At 70.4% G+C, this 22,412-nt stretch carries 22 protein-coding genes and 1 tRNA gene; 22 read left to right on the plus strand and 1 reads right to left on the minus strand.

What is annotated here, in order from left to right; translation table 11 throughout:
- The first annotated feature begins 1 nt into the window (after position 1).
- Both NGB36_RS07265 and NGB36_RS07270 read left to right on the plus strand, forming a co-directional pair.
- Positions 2 to 943 (plus strand): M56 family metallopeptidase, encoded by a 942-nt coding sequence (locus NGB36_RS07265; protein ID WP_255919289.1) that lies wholly within the window; start codon positions 2 to 4, stop codon positions 941 to 943.
- 96 nt (positions 944 to 1,039) lie between these two features.
- Positions 1,040 to 1,435, plus strand: a complete 396-nt coding sequence (locus NGB36_RS07270; RefSeq protein WP_255919290.1) for a nuclear transport factor 2 family protein — start codon at positions 1,040 to 1,042, stop codon at positions 1,433 to 1,435.
- A 259-nt stretch (positions 1,436 to 1,694) separates the two neighbouring features.
- Here the strand turns inward: NGB36_RS07270 and NGB36_RS07275 are convergent.
- A tRNA-Arg gene (locus tag NGB36_RS07275) sits at positions 1,695 to 1,766 on the minus strand.
- A 221-nt stretch (positions 1,767 to 1,987) separates the two neighbouring features.
- On the opposite strand from NGB36_RS07275, the gene NGB36_RS07280 reads away from it, so the two are divergent.
- The 20 genes from NGB36_RS07280 to NGB36_RS07375 all read left to right on the plus strand — a co-directional run bounded on the left by NGB36_RS07280 (position 1,988) and on the right by NGB36_RS07375 (position 22,324).
- Positions 1,988 to 2,398: a response regulator gene (locus NGB36_RS07280; RefSeq protein ID WP_255919397.1), complete on the plus strand. Its 411-nt coding sequence runs from the start codon at positions 1,988 to 1,990 to the stop codon at positions 2,396 to 2,398.
- Between the two features lie 95 nt (positions 2,399 to 2,493).
- On the plus strand, positions 2,494 to 3,504 hold the full coding sequence (gene nrtL, locus NGB36_RS07285) for an ArgS-related anticodon-binding protein NrtL (RefSeq protein ID WP_255919291.1): 1,011 nt from the start codon (positions 2,494 to 2,496) through the stop codon (positions 3,502 to 3,504).
- Positions 3,505 to 3,520: 16 nt separating this feature from the next.
- The gene (gene lysA / locus NGB36_RS07290) at positions 3,521 to 4,921 is read left to right on the plus strand and encodes a diaminopimelate decarboxylase (RefSeq protein ID WP_255919292.1); all 1,401 of its coding nucleotides are present in this window, start codon (positions 3,521 to 3,523) and stop codon (positions 4,919 to 4,921) included.
- Between the two features lie 117 nt (positions 4,922 to 5,038).
- Positions 5,039 to 6,409, plus strand: coding sequence for a homoserine dehydrogenase (locus NGB36_RS07295; protein ID WP_255919398.1), 1,371 nt, complete (start codon positions 5,039 to 5,041; stop codon positions 6,407 to 6,409).
- 41 nt (positions 6,410 to 6,450) lie between these two features.
- The gene (thrC, locus tag NGB36_RS07300) at positions 6,451 to 7,563 is read left to right on the plus strand and encodes a threonine synthase (RefSeq protein ID WP_255919399.1); all 1,113 of its coding nucleotides are present in this window, start codon (positions 6,451 to 6,453) and stop codon (positions 7,561 to 7,563) included.
- 352 nt (positions 7,564 to 7,915) lie between these two features.
- Entirely contained in the window at positions 7,916 to 8,902 is a 987-nt protein-coding gene (thrB, locus tag NGB36_RS07305) for a homoserine kinase (RefSeq protein WP_255919293.1), read from the plus strand.
- Positions 8,903 to 9,370: 468 nt separating this feature from the next.
- The gene (gene rho, locus NGB36_RS07310; protein WP_255919294.1) at positions 9,371 to 11,407 is read left to right on the plus strand and encodes a transcription termination factor Rho; all 2,037 of its coding nucleotides are present in this window, start codon (positions 9,371 to 9,373) and stop codon (positions 11,405 to 11,407) included.
- Positions 11,408 to 11,569: 162 nt separating this feature from the next.
- Positions 11,570 to 11,746 carry a hypothetical protein gene (locus NGB36_RS07315; RefSeq protein WP_255919295.1) on the plus strand — a complete coding sequence of 59 codons (177 nt, stop codon included), beginning with the start codon at positions 11,570 to 11,572 and terminating at the stop codon, positions 11,744 to 11,746.
- A 171-nt stretch (positions 11,747 to 11,917) separates the two neighbouring features.
- Complete coding sequence (gene rpmE / locus NGB36_RS07320; protein ID WP_255919296.1) at positions 11,918 to 12,142, plus strand: 50S ribosomal protein L31; 225 nt, start codon at positions 11,918 to 11,920, stop codon at positions 12,140 to 12,142.
- Between the two features lie 227 nt (positions 12,143 to 12,369).
- Positions 12,370 to 13,440: a peptide chain release factor 1 gene (prfA, locus tag NGB36_RS07325; protein ID WP_255919297.1), complete on the plus strand. Its 1,071-nt coding sequence runs from the start codon at positions 12,370 to 12,372 to the stop codon at positions 13,438 to 13,440.
- An 18-nt stretch (positions 13,441 to 13,458) separates the two neighbouring features.
- A complete protein-coding gene (prmC, locus tag NGB36_RS07330) occupies positions 13,459 to 14,334 on the plus strand; it encodes a peptide chain release factor N(5)-glutamine methyltransferase (RefSeq protein WP_255919298.1) in 876 nt (291 codons plus the stop codon).
- A 68-nt stretch (positions 14,335 to 14,402) separates the two neighbouring features.
- The gene (locus NGB36_RS07335; protein ID WP_255919299.1) at positions 14,403 to 15,050 is read left to right on the plus strand and encodes an L-threonylcarbamoyladenylate synthase; all 648 of its coding nucleotides are present in this window, start codon (positions 14,403 to 14,405) and stop codon (positions 15,048 to 15,050) included.
- Complete coding sequence (locus NGB36_RS07340; RefSeq protein ID WP_255919300.1) at positions 15,050 to 15,706, plus strand: arsenate reductase/protein-tyrosine-phosphatase family protein; 657 nt, start codon at positions 15,050 to 15,052, stop codon at positions 15,704 to 15,706. The genes NGB36_RS07335 and NGB36_RS07340 overlap by 1 nt, the downstream gene beginning before the upstream one ends.
- Positions 15,707 to 15,916: 210 nt before the next feature.
- Positions 15,917 to 17,215 (plus strand): serine hydroxymethyltransferase, encoded by a 1,299-nt coding sequence (glyA, locus tag NGB36_RS07345; protein ID WP_255919301.1) that lies wholly within the window; start codon positions 15,917 to 15,919, stop codon positions 17,213 to 17,215.
- Positions 17,216 to 17,314: 99 nt separating this feature from the next.
- Positions 17,315 to 18,634 (plus strand): MraY family glycosyltransferase, encoded by a 1,320-nt coding sequence (locus NGB36_RS07350; RefSeq protein WP_255919302.1) that lies wholly within the window; start codon positions 17,315 to 17,317, stop codon positions 18,632 to 18,634.
- A gap of 268 nt (positions 18,635 to 18,902) precedes the next feature.
- Entirely contained in the window at positions 18,903 to 19,505 is a 603-nt protein-coding gene (locus NGB36_RS07355; protein WP_255919303.1) for a Cg1360 family ATP-synthase-associated protein, read from the plus strand.
- Positions 19,506 to 19,790: 285 nt separating this feature from the next.
- Positions 19,791 to 20,597: a F0F1 ATP synthase subunit A gene (gene atpB, locus NGB36_RS07360; RefSeq protein ID WP_255919304.1), complete on the plus strand. Its 807-nt coding sequence runs from the start codon at positions 19,791 to 19,793 to the stop codon at positions 20,595 to 20,597.
- A 74-nt stretch (positions 20,598 to 20,671) separates the two neighbouring features.
- Complete coding sequence (gene atpE / locus NGB36_RS07365) at positions 20,672 to 20,920, plus strand: ATP synthase F0 subunit C (protein WP_255919305.1); 249 nt, start codon at positions 20,672 to 20,674, stop codon at positions 20,918 to 20,920.
- A 40-nt stretch (positions 20,921 to 20,960) separates the two neighbouring features.
- On the plus strand, positions 20,961 to 21,512 hold the full coding sequence (locus NGB36_RS07370; RefSeq protein WP_255919306.1) for a F0F1 ATP synthase subunit B: 552 nt from the start codon (positions 20,961 to 20,963) through the stop codon (positions 21,510 to 21,512).
- Positions 21,509 to 22,324 carry a F0F1 ATP synthase subunit delta gene (locus tag NGB36_RS07375; RefSeq protein ID WP_255919307.1) on the plus strand — a complete coding sequence of 272 codons (816 nt, stop codon included), beginning with the start codon at positions 21,509 to 21,511 and terminating at the stop codon, positions 22,322 to 22,324. Before NGB36_RS07370 ends, NGB36_RS07375 begins: the two co-directional genes overlap by 4 nt.
- The last annotated feature ends 88 nt before the right edge of the window (positions 22,325 to 22,412 follow it).

The following is a 22,412-nucleotide window of genomic DNA, read 5'->3' on the forward strand; positions in this document are numbered from 1 at the left end:
CGTGCAGCTGGCCATGTTCCTGCCGCTGTTGTGCCCCGTACTCGCGGGCGTCTTCGCCCGGCCGCTGGGCAACCGGCTTGAACCGCGCGCCGCCACCTGGACGCTCACCATTTCCGCTGTCGTCCTGGCCGCGGCAAGTTGGGTCGCGCTGGCCGTGCTCGCCCTGACCGGTCTGGCCCGCATCCCACTCGTCGCCGACCTGGGCCACTGGTCAGCCGCCGTCATCCAGCACAACGACCCAGTCTCGCTCGGCATCGCCGCAGCGGCCGGGCTGCTGCTCGTCGTCACGGCCGCCACAGCAGTGCGCATGCTCTGGCGCCGCCTGCGCGCCCTGCTCGCCGCCGGACTCGACGCCGCCTGCATGCCCGGCCCCGACCAGCTCGCCGTCATGGAGGACCCCGCCCCCGACGCCTATGCCATCCCCGGCCTCCCCGGCCGCATCGTGGTCTCTACCGGCATGCTCAGCTCTCTCGACACCACCGAGCGCGACATCCTGCTCGCCCACGAACGCGCCCATCTCACCGCCCACCACTACCTGTTCGTCGCGTCCGCCCAACTCGGCGCCGCCGCCAACCCGTTCCTGCGTCCGCTGGCCACCGCCGTGACGTACACGGTGGAACGCTGGGCCGACGAACACGCCGCCACCGTCTTCGGCGACCGGCACCGAGTGGCCCGCACTGTCGGAAAGGCCGCTCTCGCCACCAAGCACGCCCCCGCCCGCCGCCGCATCCCGGCCGCCGCCCTCGGCCTGATCGGGCGACGCGACGCCCTCAAGTCCGCAGGCCCCGTACCCCGGCGCGTCGCGGCCCTGCTCGCCCCGCCTCCTGAACTTCGCCTGCTGCCTCTGGCCGCCACTGCGGTCGTCCTCATCGCCGCCGGCCTGTCGGCCTTCGACGCCGCCCGCGACCTCCACCTGCTCCTCGAACTCGCCGGCGCAGGCTAGACCCAATACCGTGACTAGCCACCGGTTGGCCTGTCCGAAGTATCGGTGAGATGGTGATGAATATCAGGAAATTCCATCAGAAAGGTCGGATTTGTCATGGCTGAACACCCGAACGCCACACTGGTTCGCAGGGGCTACGAAGCCTTCTCGCGGGCGGACGCGGACACGCTGTCACAGATCATCGCCAAGGACGCCACCTATCACTCCCCGGGCACGCATCCTCTTTCGGGTGACCACAAGGGGCTGGACGCCGTCCTCACCCACTTCGGGAGGCTCGCCGAGGAGACCGGGGGCACCCTCCGGGTGGAGCTGCGCAACCTGATGGTGGACGGCAGGGGACACGTGATGGCCGTCCACCGCGTCACGGCCGAGCGAGGCGGTAAGAAGCTGGACCAAATGGGCGGCATCGTGTTCAGGATCGTCGGCGAGAAGGCAACCGACCTGGACGAGTGCGTCGAGGACCTGGATGCGGTGAACGAGTTCTGGTCGTAGATGACGGGGGTGAGCCCGGACTATGAGCCGACGGCCTTATTCGCCCCTCACTCGCGAGACACAGTGGACCCCGGACGGCCCGTCCGGGGTTTCGGTATTTCTGGGGCTGACCTGGGTGGACGGGTCCAAGATCCCGTCCACAAATAGTCCACAGCGCCCGACATACGGCCGCTCACGGCGGCATCCGGCTGCGTACACGCGAAAACCCCGGACCTGGCGTCTCCGCTGGTCACGGGGTCTTTGGGCACTTCGTGCGAAGTGCCCCCGGCAGGATTCGAACCTGCGCACACGGCTCCGGAGGCCGTTGCTCTATCCCCTGAGCTACGGGGGCGTGTCATTCGCTGTGGCGGCGACGGGTAGAACCCTACCAGCTTGCGGAGGGTGCGCGTGTACAGGGTTTTTGCGGTGTGTGGGGCGGCTGGGGGCGGTGCGTGGTACCCCGGTTGTCGCGGGGGTATGCGGCGGGGTCAGAAAGCTCCCTCGGACGGGGAAGAAGTGGGAAAAACGCGGACGCAACCGGAGGGGCGCGCCTAGGCTTCAGCTGTGCATGGGATGTCCGGTCGGGTGCTCGTCGTGGACGACAACAAGGTCATCCGACAGCTGATCAGGGTCAATCTCGAGCTGGAGGGCTTCGAGGTCGTGACCGCGGGCGATGGCGCGGAGTGCCTGGACGTCGTGCATCAGGTGCGGCCGGATGTCGTGACGCTCGACGTCGTCATGCCGCGGCTCGACGGCCTGCGGACGGCGGCGCGGCTGCGCTCGGACCCGCGGACGGCGCATCTGCCGATCGCGATCGTCAGTGCGTGCAGCCGGTGCGATGTCGAGGGGGGAGAGCGGATCGGGGTGGACGCATTCCTCGGGAAGCCGTTCGAGCCGACGGAGCTGGTGCGGCTGGTGCGGCGGCTGATGCCCGCGAGGGGGCCGCGCGCGGCGGATGCCCGAGCGTCCACGCCACGGTGCTGAGACGATCCGGCCACGGCGCCCCCGATTGCGTCCCTACCGTCCGTACGGCGAAACGCATTCGCTAAGTCACCCCCCACCTCGCCTACGCTTGCCCTGTGACCCCCGCCGAGCTCTCCCGGACCGTGCTGTCCGCGGTCCGTCGTGCCGTCGAGGCGGACGAGCTGCGGGTGGATGTTCCCGAGCGGGTCGTCGTCGAGCGGCCGCCCGGGCACAGACGGGGGGACTACGCCACCAACGTCGCGCTGCGGCTGGCCGGGCCCGCCGGGTGTCGCCCGCGTCAGGTCGCAGAGGTGCTCGCCGGGCGCCTCGCCGCGTGCCCCGGGATCGCCCAGGTGGACGTCGAGGGCCCCGGGTTCCTCAACATCACGCTGCGGGCCGCCGCCCACGCCCGGCTGGTGCGGGACGTCGTCGCGCAGGGGCCGGGATACGGCCGCAACGCCTCGCTCGCCGGCACCCGCGTCGCCCTCGCCCATGACGGCGAGCCCCGCGCCGCCGTCGTCGCCGAGGCCGTCGGAGCGCTGTTGCGGGCGTGCGGGGCCGACACGGGCCGGGCCGACACGGGCCCGCACGGAGAGCCCGTCCGCGTGCGCCCCGTCCCTGTAGCGGAGGACCCCCTGCCGCACCTCGGCCGCGACGCCGCACGGTGGGCACTCCTGCGCCCGGCGCCCGAGGACGAACCCCGGCTCGGCCCGCAGGCGCGGTCCGAGCTGCTCGCCCAGCGTGAGTCGAACCCGCTCTTCCGCGTCCGGTACGCGCACTCCCGCACCCGCGCCCTGCTGCGCAACGCCCATGACCTGGGCATCGATCCGGCTCCCGACGGCGGTTACCACCACCCGGCCGAGACGGAGCTCATCGGCGCCGTCGCCGACTTCCCGCGCATCGTCGAGACGGCCGCCCGGCACCGCGGCCCCGACCGCGTCGCCCGTCATCTCGAACGGACGGCGGATGCGTTCTGGCAGATGCACGACCTGTGTCCGGTGCTGCCGCGCGGCGACGAGAAACCCTCGGCCGCCCACCGTGCCCGGCTGTCCCTCGCCCAAGCAGCCGGCGCGGTGCTCGCAGGCGGCCTGACCCTGCTCGGCATCAGCGCCCCCGTACATCTCTGAGGAGCTTCAGAGCACCATGTCCCGTTCCGCACACCCCGCCGGTCCCCGCCACGCCGACGTACTGCCCGAAGGGCGCTCCATGACGAGCGCAGCGCCGCCCGCCGACCTCAACGCGCTCGACCCGCGCGTCTGGTCCCGCACCGTCACCCGCAACACCGACGGCGTCGTCACGGTCGGGGGCATCGACGTCGTGCGCCTCGCCGAGGAGTTCGGCACCCCCGCCTACATCCTCGACGAGGACGACTTCCGCGCCCGCTGCCGTGCCTGGCACGAGGCGTTCGGCGGGCAGGCCGACGTCTTCTACGCGGGCAAGGCCTTCCTCTCCCGGGCCGTCGTGCGCTGGCTCTACGAAGAAGGGCTGAATCTCGACGTCTGCTCGGGCGGCGAGCTGGCCACCGCCCTGTCCGCAGGGATGCCTGCGGAGCGCATCGCGCTGCACGGCAACAACAAGTCGGTGGCCGAGATCGAGCGGGCGGTCGAGGCCGGTGTCGGCCGGATCGTCCTCGACTCGTTCCAGGAGACCGCGCGCGTCGCCGGCATCGCCGAGCGGCTCGGCAGGCGCCAGCGCGTGCAGATCCGCGTCACCGTGGGTGTCGAGGCGCACACGCACGAGTTCATCGCGACCGCTCACGAGGACCAGAAGTTCGGCATCGCGCTGCCGGGCGGGCATGCCGCGGAGGCGGTGCGCCGCGTCCTCGGGCACGGCTCGCTCGAACTGGTCGGCATCCACTCCCACATCGGCTCGCAGATCTTCGACATGTCCGGGTTCGAGGTGGCCGCGCACCGCGTCGTCGCCCTCCTCGCCCAGATCCGTGACGAGCACGGCGTGGAGCTGCCGGAGATCGACCTCGGCGGCGGCCTCGGCATCGCGTACACCCCGGACGACGACCCGTGCGAGCCGCACGAGATCGCCAAGTCGCTCACCGAGATCGTCACCCGCGAGTGCGCGGCCGCCGGGCTCGCGGTGCCGCGGCTCTCGGTCGAGCCGGGCCGGGCGATCGTCGGGCCGACGACCTTCACCCTGTACGAGGTCGGCACGACCAAGCCGCTGGAGACGTTGCGTACGTATGTGAGCGTGGACGGCGGAATGTCGGACAACATCCGTACCGCGCTCTACGACGCGGAGTACAGCGTCGCGCTCGTCTCCCGCACCTCGGATGCCGAGCCGATGCTCTCCCGTGTCGTCGGCAAGCACTGCGAATCCGGTGACATCGTCGTGCGGGATGCCTTCCTCCCCGCTGACCTGGCGCCGGGCGACCTGCTCGCGGTGCCGGCGACAGGGGCGTACTGCCGCTCCATGGCGAGCAACTACAACCACGCGCTGCGTCCGCCGGTGGTCGCGGTCAAGGACGGGCAGGCGCGCCTGATCGTCCGGCGCGAGACGGAGGAGGATCTCCTGCGTCTCGATGTCGGCTAGCAAGATCTTGGTCTCGGATATTGGACGCGGGACGGAATTTCCCGTCCGGTGGGTGAGACTGGATCCCACATCACGTGCTGTCGGAGCTGTTGAGCCGTTGAGAAGCGAGGTCGGATGATGCGTACGCGTCCGCTGAAGGTGGCGCTGCTGGGCTGCGGGGTTGTCGGCTCCGAGGTCGCGCGCATCATGACGACGCACGCGGACGACCTCGCCGCGCGCATCGGTGCCCCGGTGGAGCTGGCCGGGATCGCGGTGCGGCGCCCGGACCGGGTGCGCCGCGGGGTGCCGGCGGAGCTGATCACCACGGACGCGACGGCGCTGGTCAAGCGTGGGGACATCGACGTCGTGGTCGAGGTGATCGGCGGTATCGAGCCGGTGCGCACCCTGATCACCACCGCGTTCGAGCACGGCGCGAGCGTGGTCTCCGCCAACAAGGCGCTGCTCGCCGCCGACGGCGCGACCCTGCACGCGGCGGCGGCGGAGCACGGCGTCGACCTCTACTACGAGGCGGCGGTGGCGGGCGCGATCCCGCTGATCAGGCCGTTGCGCGAGTCCCTGGCCGGCGACAAGGTCAACCGGGTGCTCGGCATCGTCAACGGGACGACGAACTTCATCCTGGACCGCATGGACTCCACGGGGGCCGGGTATTCGGAGGCGCTGGACGAGGCCACGGCACTGGGGTATGCGGAGGCGGACCCGACGGCCGACGTCGAGGGGTTCGACGCCGCGGCGAAGGCCGCGATCCTCGCCGGGATCGCCTTCCACACCCGGGTGACCATCGGCGACGTCCACCGCGAGGGCCTCACCGAGGTCACGGCCGCCGACATCGCCTCCGCCCAGCAGATGGGGTGCACGGTCAAGCTGCTGGCGATCTGCGAGCGCAGCGCCAACGGGCAGTCGGTGACCGCTCGCGTCCACCCGGCGATGATCCCGCTCACCCATCCGCTCGCCTCCGTCCGTGAGGCGTACAACGCGGTGTTCGTAGAGGCGGACGCTGCGGGACAGCTGATGTTCTACGGGCCGGGGGCGGGCGGCGCGCCCACCGCCTCGGCGGTGCTGGGGGACCTGGTCGCCGCGTGCCGCAACAAGCTGGCCAACACCACCGGCGTGGGTGAATCCGCGTATACGCAGCTGCCGGTCAGCCCGATGGGCGAGGTGGTCACCCGCTACCACATCAATCTGGATGTAGCGGATAAACCTGGTGTTCTCGCCCAGGTCGCCACCGTCTTCGCCGAGCACGGTGTCTCCATCGACACCGTCCGCCAGCAGGGCAAGGACCACTACAGCGGCGCCGTAGACGCCTCCGTTGAGGGTGCGGGGTCCCCCATGCCGAAGGCCAGGGGCGGGCGACGGGCGGGCGGCGACGCCATCCTCGTCGTCGTCACCCACCGCGCGCCCGACGCCGCTTTGTCGGCAACCGTCGAGGCCCTGCGGAAACTCGACACCGTACGCGGCGTCGCGAGCATCATGCGTGTGGAAGGGGAGTAACCCAGATGAATGCACCCGTCGAGCAACCCCCGGTGCCCCGAATGTCCGGCACCCACCAGTGGCGAGGCCTCATCGAGGAGTACCGAGACCGGCTCCCGGTGACCGCCGCGACCCCCGTGGTCACGCTGCTGGAGGGTGGCACCCCGCTCGTTCCCGCGCAGCTGCTCTCCGAGCGCACCGGCTGCGACGTCTACCTGAAGGTCGAAGGCGCCAACCCCACGGGCTCGTTCAAGGACCGCGGCATGACCATGGCCATCTCCAAGGCCAAGGAAGAGGGCGCGCAGGCGGTGATCTGCGCTTCCACCGGCAACACCTCGGCGTCGGCGGCCGCTTACGCGGTGCGCGCCGGGATGGTCTGTGCCGTGCTGGTGCCGCAGGGCAAGATCGCGCTCGGCAAGATGGGCCAGGCGCTGGTGCACGGCTCGCGCATCCTGCAGGTGGACGGGAACTTCGACGATTGTCTTGATCTCGCCCGTGGATTGTCCGAGAAGTACCCGGTCGCTCTGGTCAATTCAGTCAATCCGGCGCGTATTGAGGGTCAGAAGACGGCCGCGTTCGAGATCGTCGACGCGCTCGGCGACGCGCCCGACATCCACATCCTCCCGGTGGGCAACGCGGGCAACATCACCGCCTACTGGAAGGGCTACTGCGAATACGCGCGCCCGTCGCCCGCCGCCACCCTCAACGGAGGCGCTTCGAGCCACATCCTTCCGGCCATCTCGACGCACCGGCCGCGGATGTGGGGCTTCCAGGCCTCGGGCGCGGCGCCGATCGTCCGCGGCGAGCCGGTGCGCAACCCGCAGACGATCGCCACCGCGATCCGCATCGGCAACCCGGCCTCCTGGTCCTTCGCCGAGGCGGCGCGGGACGAGTCGGGCGGCCTCATCGAAGCGGTGACTGACCGTCAGATCCTCTCCGCCTACCGGCTGTTGGCTTCTCGCGAGGGCGTCTTCGTGGAGCCCGCCTCCGCCGCATCGGTGGCCGGCCTGCTCAAGGCCGCCGAGGAGGGGAAGGTCGACCCCGGCCAGCGGATCGTGTGCACCGTCACCGGCAACGGGCTCAAGGACCCCGACTGGGCCGTCGCCGGCGCCCCCCAGCCGATCACCGTCCCGGTGGACGCGGACGCAGCCGCCGAGCGCCTCGGCCTCGCCTGAGCCCCACCACCTGGCCCATCGGCCCTGCGCCCCGCACATCCCGTACGTCCCCATATGCGACATGGGGCGCACGCTCCGGCGTGCGACACGCAACGCGCGCTCTCCATGCGCCCTATGTCGCAGCAGAACCTTCCTTCGATAGGCTGCACTCATCGGCTCGGCACCGCCGAGTACCGTCCCGGTTCATGCCACCGGCTTCAGCCACCGGCATTGGCCCCCAGTCACCGCCGTCGCTGCCCCTGGGCGACGGTCGAACGTGACGGACAAGCCCTCGCGCCGCCCATCAGGCCACCCAGGCCCAAGGCCCCGAGGCAGTACCGCACTTGCCCCACACAAGGAGAGTCATCCACCGATGGCCGGTCCCGCCTTCCGCGCCGCCGCCGTCCGAGTGCGCGTCCCCGCGACCAGCGCCAACCTCGGACCCGGCTTCGACGCCTTCGGCCTGGCCCTCGGGCTGTACGACGACGTCGTGGTCCGGGTCGCCGACTCCGGCCTCCACGTCGACATCGCCGGGGAAGGCGCAGACACCCTGCCCCGTGACGAGAAGCACCTGATCGTACGGTCCCTGCGCACCGCCTTCGACCTGCTCGGAGGCCAGCCGCGCGGCCTGGAGATCGTCTGCGCCAACCGCATCCCGCACGGGCGCGGCCTCGGCTCCTCCTCCGCCGCCATCTGCGCCGGCATCACGGCGGCGCGCGCGGTGACGATAGGCGGCCCCGACAAGCTCGACGACGCCGCGCTCCTCGAACTCGCCACCGAGATCGAAGGCCACCCGGACAACGTGGCCGCGTGCCTGATGGGCGGCTTCACCCTCGCCTGGACGGAGGCCGGAGCGGCTCGCGCGGTCCGTATGGACCCGGCCGCGTCCGTCGTACCGGTGGTCTTCGTCCCCGGACAGCCGCTGCTCACCGAGACCGCGCGCGGGCTGCTGCCGCGCAGCGTGCCGCACGTGGACGCTGCCACCAACGCCGGGCGCGCCGCACTGCTCGTCGAGGCGCTCACCCGCCGCCCCGAGCTGTTGCTCACCGCCACCGAGGACCGCATCCATCAGGAGTACCGCGCACCCGCGATGGAGGAGAGCCTCGCCCTGATGCACCGCCTCCGCTCGGACGGAGTACCGGCGGTTATCTCCGGCGCGGGCCCGACGGTGCTTGCGCTCACCGAGGAGGCGCAGGCGGAGAAGGTCGCCCAGGTGGCGGGGGAGGGCTGGGCCGCCGCGCGGCTCGCGCTCGACGCGAACGGAGCGGCCGTCCTGCCGCTGACGGGCAAGGGCCCCGCGGACCCGGGCGGCGCCCCGGCCGCCGGGCAGGGAACGGGGCCGGGAGCCGGCCTGCGATGATCTGGGGGTTTGAGCCGGTGTACGACAAGGGAAGAACTGCGCGCGGCGGAACCGCGCCCCGTACCGGCAGGACAGGCCCATGCGGCGGGTCCGGCTCGAACCCGATGCACGATTGCCGGGCGCGGAGAGGGGGAATGTTTGTTGGATCCGGTAGTGTTAACCTCAATGCTGCAGACGATGCCCCAAGGGCACGCTGTTGAGCGTCCCGTCTCGGGACCGTCATTCTTCCGGGAGCCTCCCACACTGCCTGAGCAGCCTGCCTTTGCAGTGCCGAGCCCGCTCCGGAGTCGGTGCGAGCGATACGCCACCTCCGTGTGACCTCTTCGCGCCGGAACCACGCATGAATTCTGCCGCCGTCAGGCGGACCACCGCCCCGGATCCGGGCAGCGCAACGAAAGCCCGAATCCGGACAGCACAACCGGTCGCCGAGCCGATCAGGCCGACGCCCGCTCCAGGGAAGGACCCTTCGTGAGCGACACCACCGATCTGATGGGCGCTGCCAACGACACCGCGCCCGCTTCGGACGCCTCTGCCGCGCCTGCCGCTGCCGCCGGTACCGCCACGCGGCGCCGCCGGTCGGGCACCGGCCTCGAGGGCATGGTGCTGGCCGAGCTCCAGCAGGTTGCGTCCGCACTCGGGATCAGGGGCACTGCGCGTATGCGCAAGGGCCAGCTGATCGAGGTCATCAAGGAGAGGCAGGCGGGCGGCGGCGTCGTCGTCGACACCGGTGCGGCCGAGCGGCCCAAGCGCCGGACCACCTCCCGGGCCCGCACCGGCGAGAGCCAGAGCGGCGCTGCTGCCGAGAAGTCCGCGCCGCAGTCCGAGGGCCAGCAGCAGATCGACATCCCCGGCCAGCCGGCCGGAGACAAGGCGGGTGAGCGCCGTACGCGCCGCGCCGCCGCCGATGAGCCGCAGGCCGCCGAGAAGGTCGCGCAGCAGGCCGCCGCGAGCGTGCCCGCGGCGGCGTCCGCCGGATCCGCGCAGGCCGGCACGGCCACCGCCACCGCCACCGCCGTCCAGACCAAGGACGGCCAGGAGGGCGGGCAGGCCGCGGGCAAGGCCGACAGTGGCGAGCAGCAGGGCGACCGCGACGGGCGTCGCGACCGCGGGGAGCGGGGCCAGAAGAACGACCGCCGCGATCGTCAGCGCGACCGCCGTGACCGCCAGGACGGTGGCGACCAGAACCAGGGCGGCCAGGGCGGCCAGGGCGGCGCCGGGCAGGACCAGGGCGGCCGCCAGCAGCGCCAGCAGGACGGCGGCGACGACGAGTTCGCGGCCGGCCGCCGTGGCCGGCGCGGCCGTTACCGTGACCGTCGTGGCCGTCGTGGCCGTGACGAGTACGGCGAGCCGCAGGTGGCCGAGGACGACGTGCTGATCCCGGTCGCCGGCATCCTCGACATCCTCGACAACTACGCGTTCATTCGCACCTCCGGCTACCTGCCGGGCCCGAACGACGTGTACGTCTCGCTCGCCCAGGTCCGCAAGAACGGCCTGCGCAAGGGCGACCACGTCACCGGCGCCGTGCGCCAGCCCAAGGACGGCGAGCGCCGCGAGAAGTTCAACGCGCTGGTGCGCCTGGACTCGGTCAACGGCATGTCGCCAGAGACCGGCCGCGCCCGACCGGAGTTCGGCAAGCTCACCCCGCTGTATCCGCAGGAGCGGCTGCGCCTGGAGAGCGAGCCGAACAACCTGACGCCGCGGATCATCGACCTGGTCGCGCCCATCGGCAAGGGCCAGCGCGGCCTGATCGTCTCGCCGCCGAAGGCGGGCAAGACGATGATCATGCAGTCGATCGCCAACGCGATCACCCGCAACAACCCCGAGTGCCACCTGATGGTCGTCCTCGTCGACGAGCGTCCCGAAGAGGTCACCGACATGCAGCGGTCGGTGAAGGGCGAGGTCATCTCCTCGACCTTCGACCGCCCGGCCGAGGACCACACCACCGTCGCCGAGCTGGCCATCGAGCGGGCCAAGCGCCTGGTCGAGCTGGGTCACGACGTGGTCGTGCTGCTGGACTCCATCACCCGTCTGGGCCGCGCGTACAACCTCGCGGCTCCCGCCTCCGGACGCATCCTGTCCGGTGGTGTCGACTCGACCGCGCTCTACCCGCCGAAGAAGTTCTTCGGCGCCGCGCGGAACATCGAGGACGGCGGCTCGCTGACCATCCTGGCCACCGCACTGGTCGAGACAGGCTCGCGGATGGACGAGGTGATCTTCGAGGAGTTCAAGGGCACCGGCAACATGGAGCTCAAGCTCGACCGGAAGCTGGCCGACAAGCGGATCTTCCCCGCGGTGGACGTCGACCCGTCCGGCACCCGCAAGGAGGAGATCCTGCTCGCCAACGACGAGCTGGCGATCGTGTGGAAGCTGCGCCGGGTGCTGCACGCGCTCGACTCGCAGCAGGCCATCGAGCTGCTGCTGGACAAGATGAAGCAGACCAAGTCCAACGCCGAGTTCCTGATGCAGATCGCCAAGACCACGCCCGGCAACGGCAACGGCGACTGATCCGGTACGACGGACACGAACAAAGCCCCCGGCGTGCACACGCCGGGGGCTTCGTCGTGTCCGCCGCGTCACATTCCGCCCAAACCGGAACTGGTCCGGATGGCCCAACGTCCCCAGTACAGGACAGAGAGCCTAAAGGCGATCAAGGCAGGCGATCTCACCATGAGCACCATGCCGGTCACCTACGACACCACCGACCCGAACCGCGTCGTACCGCTCACCGGCCGGGCCCAGCAGGTCTGGGACGCCCTCAAGGCCGGCGCGCCGGTGCCGGCCTCCGCGCCACACAGGGTTCGGCGGGTGACAGCACCGAGGCCAAGGGGCGTCGTACGGCCCTGACCCGGCCGTGACCACGGCCCGGGTGCGCCCCCGAACCACCGCCGGAATACTTCGGGTGCGCCCCCGGTTTTGGGAGTACGGCCCGGTCCTGGCAAACTGGTCCGTCGGCCCCGGTTCACGTGACGCAATCCCGCGGCACGACCCGGCGCCCTCCCGAACCTAGGAGAACCCTTGAAGCGCGACATCCACCCGGAGTACGTCGAGACGCAGGTCACCTGCACCTGCGGCAACTCGTTCACCACCCGCAGCACCAAGACCGACGGCTCGATCCGAGCCGACATCTGCTCCGCTTGCCACCCCTTCTACACCGGCAAGCAGAAGATCCTTGACACCGGCGGCCGCGTGGCCCGCTTCGAGGCCCGCTTCGGCAAGAACGCCGGCTCCGCCAAGAAGTAGCGAGCCGCAGGCGCCGGTCGTCGGCCGCCCTCGACCAAGGGCGGCCGGACCGGCGCTTTGTCGTGAGCGACGCACGCGAGCAGGCGTAGTGGCTGGCCGAGACCCCGATCGAGGGGCGTGCCTCCGGCACGACAGGCCGTCCGCGAAGCTTGTGAGCGGGCGGAGAAGCGAACCAAGGGTCTGTGTCCTGCAGGCCCGCTCACACAGCTCATACAAGGGAACCGACAATGTTCGAGGCGGTCGAGGAACTGATCGGCGAACACGCCGACCTCGAGAAGCGACTTGCCGACCCGGCGGTCCACGCCGACCAGGCCGAGGCGCGCAGGCTCAACAAGCGCTACGCGGAGCTGACGCCCATCGTCGGCACCTACCGGGCCTGGAAGCAGACGGGCGACGACCTGGAGACGGCACGCGAACTCGGCCAGGACGACCCCGACTTCGCCGTCGAGGTCAAGCAGCTCGAACGCCACCGGGAGGAGCTCACCGACAAGCTGCGGCTGCTGCTCGTCCCGCGCGACCCCAGCGACGACAAGGACGTCATCCTCGAAGTCAAGGCAGGCGAGGGCGGCGAGGAGTCCGCGCTGTTCGCGGGCGATCTGCTGCGGATGTACCTGCGCTACGCCGAGCGCATCGGCTGGAAGACCGAGATCCTCGACGCCAACCCCTCCGACCTCGGCGGCTACAAGGACGTCCAGGTCGCGATCAAGGCCCGCGGCAACGCAGAGCCCGGCCAGGGCGTCTGGGCGCGGCTGAAGTACGAGGGCGGCGTGCACCGCGTGCAGCGCGTGCCCGCCACCGAGTCCCAGGGGCGCATCCACACGTCCGCCGCCGGCGTGCTCGTCACCCCGGAGGCGGAGGAGGTCGAGGTCGAGGTCAACCCCAACGACCTGCGGATCGACGTCTACCGCTCCTCCGGGCCCGGCGGCCAGTCCGTCAACACCACCGACTCCGCGGTGCGCATCACCCACCTGCCGACGGGCCTCGTCGTCTCCTGCCAGAACGAGAAGAGCCAGCTGCAGAACAAGGAGTCGGCGATGCGCATCCTGCGCTCCCGGCTGCTTGCCGCCGCGCAGGAGGAGGCCGAGCGCGAGGCGTCCGACGCCCGCCGCAGCCAGGTGCGTACCGTGGACCGCTCAGAGCGCGTCCGGACGTACAACTTCCCCGAAAACCGCATCTCGGACCACCGCGTGGGCTTCAAGGCGTACAACTTGGACCAGGTGCTCGACGGCGATCTCGACGCCGTCATCCAGGCGTGCGTCGACGCCGACTCCGCGGCCAAGCTGGCCGCGGCCCAGTAAGACAGCGGGAGGCCAGGAGTGCAGTCGCAGAACGGGGGCCGGCCCCAGCGATCCCTTCTGCTCGCCGAGGTGGCCCAGGCCACGCAGCGGCTGGCCGATGCGGGCGTGCCCTCCCCGCGTTTCGACGCCGAGGAGCTGGCCGCGTACGTGCACGGCGTCAAGCGCGGAGAGCTGCACAACGTGCCCGATGCCGACTTCGACGCGCGCTACTGGGAGGCGGTGGCCCGCCGGGAGAACCGCGAGCCGCTGCAGCACATCACCGGCCGTGCCTTCTTCCGCTATCTGGAGCTGCAGGTGGGCCCCGGGGTCTTCGTGCCCCGACCCGAGACCGAGTCGGTCGTCGGCTGGGCGATAGACGCCGTGCGCGCCATGGACGTCGCCGAACCGCTCATCGTCGACCTGTGCACCGGCTCGGGTGCGATCGCCCTCGCCCTCGCCCAGGAGGTCCCGCGCTCGCGCGTGCACGCCGTGGAGCTCGACGAGGGCGCTCTTTACTGGACGCGGAAGAACGTCGAGGGATCCCGGGTCGTTCTCCATCAGGGCGATGCGCTGACCGCGCTGCCCGAGCTGAACGGCCAGGTGGACCTTGTGGTCAGCAACCCGCCGTACATTCCGCTGACCGAGTGGGAGTACGTTGCACCCGAGGCCCGCGACCATGACCCCGAGCTGGCGCTGTTCTCCGGCGAGGACGGACTGGACACCATTCGCGCCATCGAACGCACCGCACACCGACTGCTGCGGCCCGGAGGCGTCGTCGTTGTCGAACACGCCGACACCCAGGGCGGCCAGGTGCCGTGGATCTTCAACGAGGAGACGGGGTGGGTCGACGCGGCCGACCACCGCGACCTCAACAACCGCCCGCGCTTCACGTCCGCCCGCAAGGCGAGGCCGTGAACGGTACGTACGATTCCGCCCGAGGGGCGGCAGTCCAAGCGAACGCACCACAACCGGAGGTTGGTTACATGGCACGGCGTTACGACTGCTCCGACGCGTCCGACCGCGCTGCCGGGCTGCGCGAGGCCGCATCGGCCGTGCGCCGCGGCGAGCTTGTGGTGCTGCCGACCGACACCGTCTACGGCATCGGTGCCGATGCCTTCAACTCCGAGGCCGTGGGCGACCTGTTGGAGGCGAAGGGGCGCGGCCGCAACATGCCCTCGCCGGTGCTGGTCGGCTCGCCCAACACCTTGCATGGCCTCGTCACCGACTTCTCCGAACTCGCCTGGGAGCTCGTCGACGCCTTCTGGCCGGGCGCGTTGACCCTCGTCGCCCGCCACCAGCCCTCGCTGCAGTGGGATCTCGGCGACACCCGCGGTACGGTCGCGGTGCGCATGCCGCTGCACCCGGTCGCCATCGAACTGCTCACCGAGACCGGCCCGATGGCGGTCTCCAGCGCCAACCTCACCGGCCATCCGGCGCCGCAGGACTGCGACGCGGCGCAGGGCATGCTCGGCGACGCCGTGTCGGTCTACCTGGACGGCGGCCGGACGCCCGACAGCGTGCCGTCGTCGATCGTCGACGTGACCGGCAAGGTGCCGGTGCTGCTGCGGGCCGGCGCGGTCAGTGCGGAACAGCTCCGGGAGGTCGTACCCGACCTGGAGGAATCCCATTGATGGCCGGGCTGCGCCAGGGGGACAGCCGAGGCATACGGGCAGGGGGGCGCGTCCCCGAGGCGGATCGTTTCCGCGTGCTGTACGTGTGCACCGGCAGCGTATGCCGTTCCCCCATCGCCGAGCGCCTCACCCGCCTCGAACTCGAGCGGCGGCTCGGTGAGGGCGCCTCCCAGGTTGCCGTCCACTCCGCCGGCACCTGGGGCCACGTCGACGCACCGATGGAGGCGCACGCGGCCACGGTGCTCTCGGAGTACGGCGCGGACCCCGAGGGGTTCCGCGGCCGTGAGCTGCTCGACGAACACGTCATCGAGGCCGATCTCGTGCTGACCGCCACGCGTGACCACCGCGCCCAGGTGATCTCGATGGGCCATGCGGCGGGGCTGCGCACCTTCACGCTCAAGGAGTTCACCCGTCTGGTGCGGGCGATAGACACCGCGACGCTGCCCGACGGCGGGGTGATCGAACGCGCCCGCGCGCTGGTCCGCGCGGCCGCGGCGCTGCGCGGCTGGCTCCAGGCGCCGAGCGCCGAGGCGGACGAGGTCTCGGACCCGTACGGGGCACCCGTGACGGTCTTCCGCCACATCGGTGAGGAGATCCACACCGCGGTCGACCCCGTCGTCACGGCGCTCACCGGAGTCCCGGCGCGGCAGCGCTAAGCGCTTAGCGCGCAGTCGAGTGCGTGGGGGCGCCCCGAAGGGACGCGGGAACTGCGCGACCAGCCGACCACGACCCGCGCTGTTCTCTGCCGGACTTCGGCGAAGCCGCTCAGACACCGTCGGAGCAACGGGGACGCAACCGGAGCGCAGCGATCCGGTAGCGCGCCTACAGTGGAGGGCAGGTCCCCATTCACGCCGGGAGCGGGTCCCATGACGGTTGCCGGAACCACCCCTGAAGCGGCCTCCTCATCGTCCACCGAAGCGCCCGCCGCGCCCTGGGCCGCGGACTTCTCCGCGCTGCGCCGCCAGGACCCCGAGCTCGCGGGCGTACTGCTCGCCGAGTGCGACCGCCAGGCCACCCAGCTGCAGCTCATCGCGGCCGAGAACGTCACCTCGCCCGCCGTGCTCGCCGCCCTCGGCTCCCCGCTGGCCAACAAGTACGCCGAGGGATATCCGGGCCACCGCCACCACGGCGGCTGCGAACTCGTCGACCTCGCCGAGCGGATGGCCGTCGAGCGGGCCTGCGCGCTCTTCGGCTGCGAGCACGCCAACGTGCAGCCGTACTCCGGTTCGCTCGCCGTGTTCGCCGCGTACGCCGCCCTGCTCGTCCCGGGGGACACCGTGCTGGCGATGAGACTGCCGGACGGCGGCCATCTCACCCACGGTTCGGCCGCCAACTTCTCCGGCCGCTGGTTCGACTTCGCCGGCTACGGCGTCGATCCGGTCAGCGGCCTGATCGACTACGACCAGGTGCGTGACCTGGCCCATGCACGCCGCCCCAAGGCGATCATGGCCGGGGCGATCTCCTACCCCCGGCACATCGACTACGCCGCCTTCCGGGAGATCGCCGACGAGGTCGATGCGTATCTGATCGTCGACGCCGCCCACACCCTCGGTCTCGTCGCCGGGGGAGCGGCCCCCAGCCCCGTGCCGTACGCCGACGTGGTCTGCGCGACCACGCACAAGCTGCTGCGCGGCCCGCGCGGGGGCCTCATCCTGTGCGGCTCGGAGCTCGCCCGGCGCATCGACCGCGCCGTCTTCCCCTTCACCCAGGGCGGCCCGCAGATGCACACCATCGCCGCCACGGCCGTGGCGCTCGGCGAGGCGGCGACCCCGGCCTACCGGGCCTACGCCCATCAGGTCACCGCCAACGCCCACGCTCTCGCCGAAGGGCTGATCGCCGAGGGCATGGAGCTGCAGACCGGCGGCACGGACACCCACCTGATCACCGCGGCCACCACCCCGCTCGGGGTGGACGGCCTGCGGGCGCGCGGACGCTGCGCCGCCGCCCGTATCGTCCTCGACAAGTGCGCGATGCCGGGCGATCCGGTGCCCGCCGACGGCTGCTCGGGGATACGGCTCGGGACGGCCGCGGTCACCTCGCAGGGGATGCAGGAGCCCGAGATGGCGCAGATCGCCAAGGTGATCGGGAGTGCGCTGCGGGAGGAGCCCGGGACGGCCGCGCGAGTGGCCGAGCTCGTCGCCGCGTTCCTGCCCTATCGACGGTGATGCATCCCACGACGAACGATCGCTGCAACCGCCGCGCGTTCCTGTGTGTCCTCACTATTGTTCGTTGTTCCTGCCCGGAGGCGAATAAGGTGTGACGCTGTGCGCGAATACCTTCTGACACTCTGCGTCGCAGCGGCCGTCACGTACCTGCTGACTGGCCCGGTGCGGAAGTTCGCCATTGCCGCCGGCGCGATGCCCGAGATCCGCGCACGCGACGTGCACCGCGAGCCGACCCCACGGCTCGGCGGCATCGCGATGTTCGGCGGCCTGTGCGCCGGGCTTCTGGTGGCCTCGCAGCTGACCAGCCTGCGGGACGTCTTCACCCAGACCAACGAACCCCGGGCGCTGCTCTCCGGCGCGGGCCTGATCTGGCTGCTCGGTGTGCTCGACGACAAGTGGGGGGTCGACGCACTCATCAAGCTCGGCGGGCAGATGATCGCCGCGGGCGTGATGGTGATGCAGGGGCTCACCATCCTGTGGCTGCCGGTGCCGGGCTTCGGCACCATCTCGCTCAGCCCGATGCAGGGGACACTGCTGACGGTGGCCCTGGTGGTGATCACCGTCAACGCGGTCAACTTCGTCGACGGGCTCGACGGCCTCGCGGCCGGCATGGTGTGCATCGCCGGGATCGCGTTCTTCATGTACGCCTACCGGCTCTGGTTCGGATACGGGGTGGAGCAGGCCGCTCCCGCGACGCTCTTCAGCGCGATCCTGATCGGCATGTGCGTCGGCTTCCTGCCGCACAACCTCCACCCGGCGCGGATCTTCATGGGTGACTCGGGCGCGCTGCTGCTCGGCCTGGTGATGGCGGCCTCCGCGATCTCGGTCACCGGGCAGGTGGACCCGGACGTGATCACCAACACGACCGGGTCGCTGCGCGACACCGTGCACGAGATGGTGCCTGTCTACATGCCGCTGCTGCTGCCGCTCACCCTGATCGCGATTCCCGCCGCGGACCTGATCCTGGCGATCGTCCGCAGGACGTGGAACGGCCAGTCCCCCTTCGCCGCCGACCGCGGGCACCTCCACCATCGGCTGCTGGAGATCGGGCACTCGCACAGCCGCGCTGTACTGATCATGTACTTCTGGTCGGCGGTGATCGCCTTCGGCACGGTGGGCTTCTCGGCGCGCTCGTCCAGCATGTGGATCGTCCTCACCGTCGTCGGCCTGAGCGCGATCGGGCTCGTCGTCCTGCTGCTGCCGCGCTTCCAGCCGCACACGCCGCGCTGGGCGGAGGCCTTCGTACCGCCCCGGTACCGGCGCAGCCGGCGAACGACGGCGGCGGCAGCGGCGGAGCAGGTCGCCGAGCCCGTGGAGGCAGAGGCCCCGGCCCCCGTCGCCCACGGCCTCAACGGTGCGACCGCCATCGGCGACCGCTCGCGTCTCCCGGAGCGGCGCCGGGTACCGAGCGCGCGGTAGGCCCCGTACTCAACATCCGACGTTTCACCGCATACCAGGCGTATAACCCTCCGTCAGTCCGGCGGGCGGCAGTTTCGCCCGTCAGTGTGACAACGAGCACATGAAATAGGTAAAGACCGCATCAAATACTTTGTGATACCGTTCACGAAAGCGCGGACGAGTGTCGAAGGTCCCAAATGAGCGGGGTCCTGAGGCCGGAGGCTCACCTTCCTGTCCGCCTGTACGCTCGGTAGTACCCCAGCCCCCGACCCCCGCCGGAGCTGCCCCCATGCAGTCCAACGACGCCCGGATCCTCCGGGGCGCCGCGATTGTCGCCGCCCCAGTGGGAATCATTGCCACGGTGGTCAGCGCCGTCATCGCCGGCGAAAAGGGCCTGATCGGTGCCCTGGTGGGGGTGGCTGTCGTCGCCTTCTTCTTCGGGCTCGGCTTCGCGGCGCTGATGCGCCTGACCCAGGACCGGCCGCAGGTGGCGATGATGGCGGGGATGCTGGTCTACGCCGTGCAGATCCTGCTCATGGGCGTCTTCATCATCGTGTTCAGCGGGACCACCCTGTTCAACGGCAAGGCGTTCGCCCTCACGCTGCTGGTCACCGCGCTGGCGTGGATCGGCGGCCAGGTGCGTCTCAGCCTTGCGGGCAGGATGCTCTACGTCGACCCCGAGCCGTCCGTGCCTGCTAAGGACGCCCAAGGCGCCAAAAGCGACAAGGACGCCCAAGGCGCCAAGGGCGACAAGGACGCCCAAGGCGACAAGGACGTCAAGGACGCCAAGGACGACAAGGGCGACAAGGGCGACAAGGGCGACAAGAGGAGCGGCAAGGACACCCGAATGCATTCCCACCCGGTCACGACGAGGTCGTCCGATGGGACGTAAGGGGTGGGTAAAGGGCTGTGAATCCGGTCTGCTATCGTCCGGAATCGCATCCAGCCGTGGGGGCCCCTCTCGTCGGAGAAGGGCGCTGCCCCCTCGGCCTGCGGTGTACTCGGATACTTGGCCGCGCCAGCGGCGCGGATCACGGGTACCCGGTCTTCGATGCAGGCTCCCAGCGGACACCGGTGGCACTGCCACGTCACGTCTGCTGTGCCGACCAGCGGCCTCACCAGCCGCGCTGACACACAGGGTTTCAGTTACTTATGCGTCACGACGAAGGAGTCACGGGTGAGTGCCCACACGCTGCTCGCTGAGAGCGGATGCCACATCAACGCGCACTGTGGCTTCCCCGCGCCGGGCCTCAACTCGTTCGACTTCAAGCCGATCTTCTCCATCGGCGGCATCGACTTCACCAAGCCGATGCTGCTCGCCGTCATCTGCATGCTGCTCGTGGTCGGTTTCTTCTGGGCCGCGTTCGCCAAGCCCAAGCTGGTCCCCGGAAAGCTCCAGCTGGTCGGTGAGATCGGCTACAACTTCATCGCGCGCAGCATCGCCCGCGAAGTGATCGGCAAGAAGGGCGACAAGTACGTCCCCTTCCTCACGTCGATCTTCTTCTTCGTGTGGATCATGAACATCATGTCCATCATCCCGCTGGCGCAGTTCCCGGCGACCTCGCGGTTCGCGTTCCCGGTGGCCCTCGCCCTGCTGGTGTGGATCACGTACATGTTCCTGACGTTCAAGACCCACGGCTTCAAGGGCGGCGTCAAGAACCTGGTGTGGCTCGAGGGCCTGCCCAAGCCCATCACACCGCTGATCGTGCTCCTGGAGTTCATCCAGAACGTGATCACCCGGCCGTTCACCCTCGCGGTGCGACTGTGGGCGAACATGTTCGCCGGCCACATGCTGATCGTGATGTTCAGCGTCGCGGCCTGGTACCTGCTGACTCCCTCGATCATGGCTGCCATCGCAGGCGGTTCCTTCGTCCTGGCAGCCGGCATGACCGCCTTCGAGGTGCTGATCCAGTTCCTTCAGGCGTACATCTTCACGCTGCTCGCCTCGATCTACATCAGCGGAGCCCTCGAAGAGGGTCACTGACCCACTCCGCACCACCATCAGACTTCCGCTGGGAAGCCCCCCAGCGGACCGCATCACACAAGGAAGACAGGGAAATGTCTGCCGACCTCGTTAACCTCGCAGCCAGCACCGGCACCCTCACCGGCAACCTGGGCGCCGTCGCCTACGGTCTCGCCGCCATCGGCCCCGGTGTCGGTATCGGTCTGGTCTTCGGTCACTCGATCGAGGCCATGGCGCGCCAGCCCGAGGCCATGCCGATCATCCGGACCAACATGTTCCTCGGCTTCGCGCTCTGCGAGGTGCTCGCCCTTCTGGGCCTGGTCGTCCCGTTCATCTTCAAGTAAATCGGGCGATCCCTAGCCACACTCGACGAAAGGTTCAGACATGTTGACCTTCCTGGCATCGGAGACAGCGCAGAATCCGCTCGTCCCCGACACCACGGAACTGGTCGTCGGCCTGCTCTGCTTCTTCATCGTCTTCGGCGTCCTCGGCAAGAAGCTGCTGCCCAACATCCAGAAGACCCTGGAAGAGCGGCGCGACGCGATCGAGGGTGGCCTGGAGCGGGCGGAGAAGGCTCAAGCCGAAGCCACCCGGACGCTTGAGGAGTACAAGGCCCAGCTCGCCGAGGCGCGCCACGAGGCCGCCCGGATCACCGAGCAGGCCCGCGAGCAGGGTGCGGTGATCATCGCGGAGATGCGCGAGGAGGGCCAGCGTCAGCGCGATGCCATCATCGCCGCCGGACACGCCCAGATCGAGGCGGACCGCCGGCAGGTGACCGTCACGCTCCGTCAGGAAGTCGGCCGTATCGCCACCGACCTGGCCGGCCGCGTCGTCGGCGAGTCCCTCGAGGACGCCGCACGCCAGAGCCGGGTCATCGACCGCTTCCTGGACGACCTCGAGGCCAAGGCCGACGAGACACAGGGCGCCGCCACGTGAGCAACACCACGCGTCAGTCGAACGCCGCGGCCCGCGAGCGCCTGGAGGCGCTGACGGACAACACCTCCGTCGACGTCGAAAGGCTTGCCGAGGAGTTGGCCGCCGTCACGGCGCTGCTCGACCGTGAGGTGTCGCTGCGCCGGATCCTCACCGACCCGGCACAGCCCGGCGACGCCAAGGCGGACCTGGTGCAGCGGCTGCTGGCCGGGCAGGTCGGCGGCGAGACGCTGGATCTCGTCTCCGGCATGGTCAGGTCCCGCTGGTCTGCCTCGCGTGACCTGGTCGACGCCGTGGAGGAGCTGGCGTCCCTCGCCGAGATCATCGGCGCGGAGCGCTCCGGAGCGCTGGACGACGTGGAGGACGAGCTGTTCCGCACCGCGCGGATCGTCGCCTCCGCCCCCGACCTGCGCGCCGCGCTCACCGACAGCAGGGCCGGCGGCCCCGCCAAGGCCGAGCTGGTCCGCACGCTGCTGAGCGGCAGGGCGCACCCCGTCTCGGTCCGGCTCGTCACGCGTCTTGTGACACTTCCGCGGGGCCGTAGCCTGGAAGCGGGGCTCGATGCCCTCTCCAAGCTGGCCGCGGCTCGCCGTGGCCGGGTGGTCGCGGTGGTCACTTCGGCGATTCCACTGTCCGACCGGCAGAAGCAGCGCCTCGGTGCGGCGCTGGCCAAGCTGTACGGCCGCCCAGTGCACCTGAACCTGGACGTGGACCCCGAGGTCCTCGGCGGGATCAGCGTGCGGGTCGGCGACGAGGTCATCGACGGCACGGTCGCCGGCCGCCTCGAAGAGGCGACGCGGCGGTTGGCCGGGTGACCAGCCACCAACCTAGTTCGTGAGCGACGCGCGCGAGCAGGTGACCGGGGTCTCCCCCGCGGAACCTGGGAGCGGGCGCCAGTGACAT

The sequence above is a fragment of the Streptomyces humicola genome, assembly GCF_024436035.1.
Classification (GTDB): Bacteria; Actinomycetota; Actinomycetes; order Streptomycetales; family Streptomycetaceae; genus Streptantibioticus_B; species Streptantibioticus_B humicola.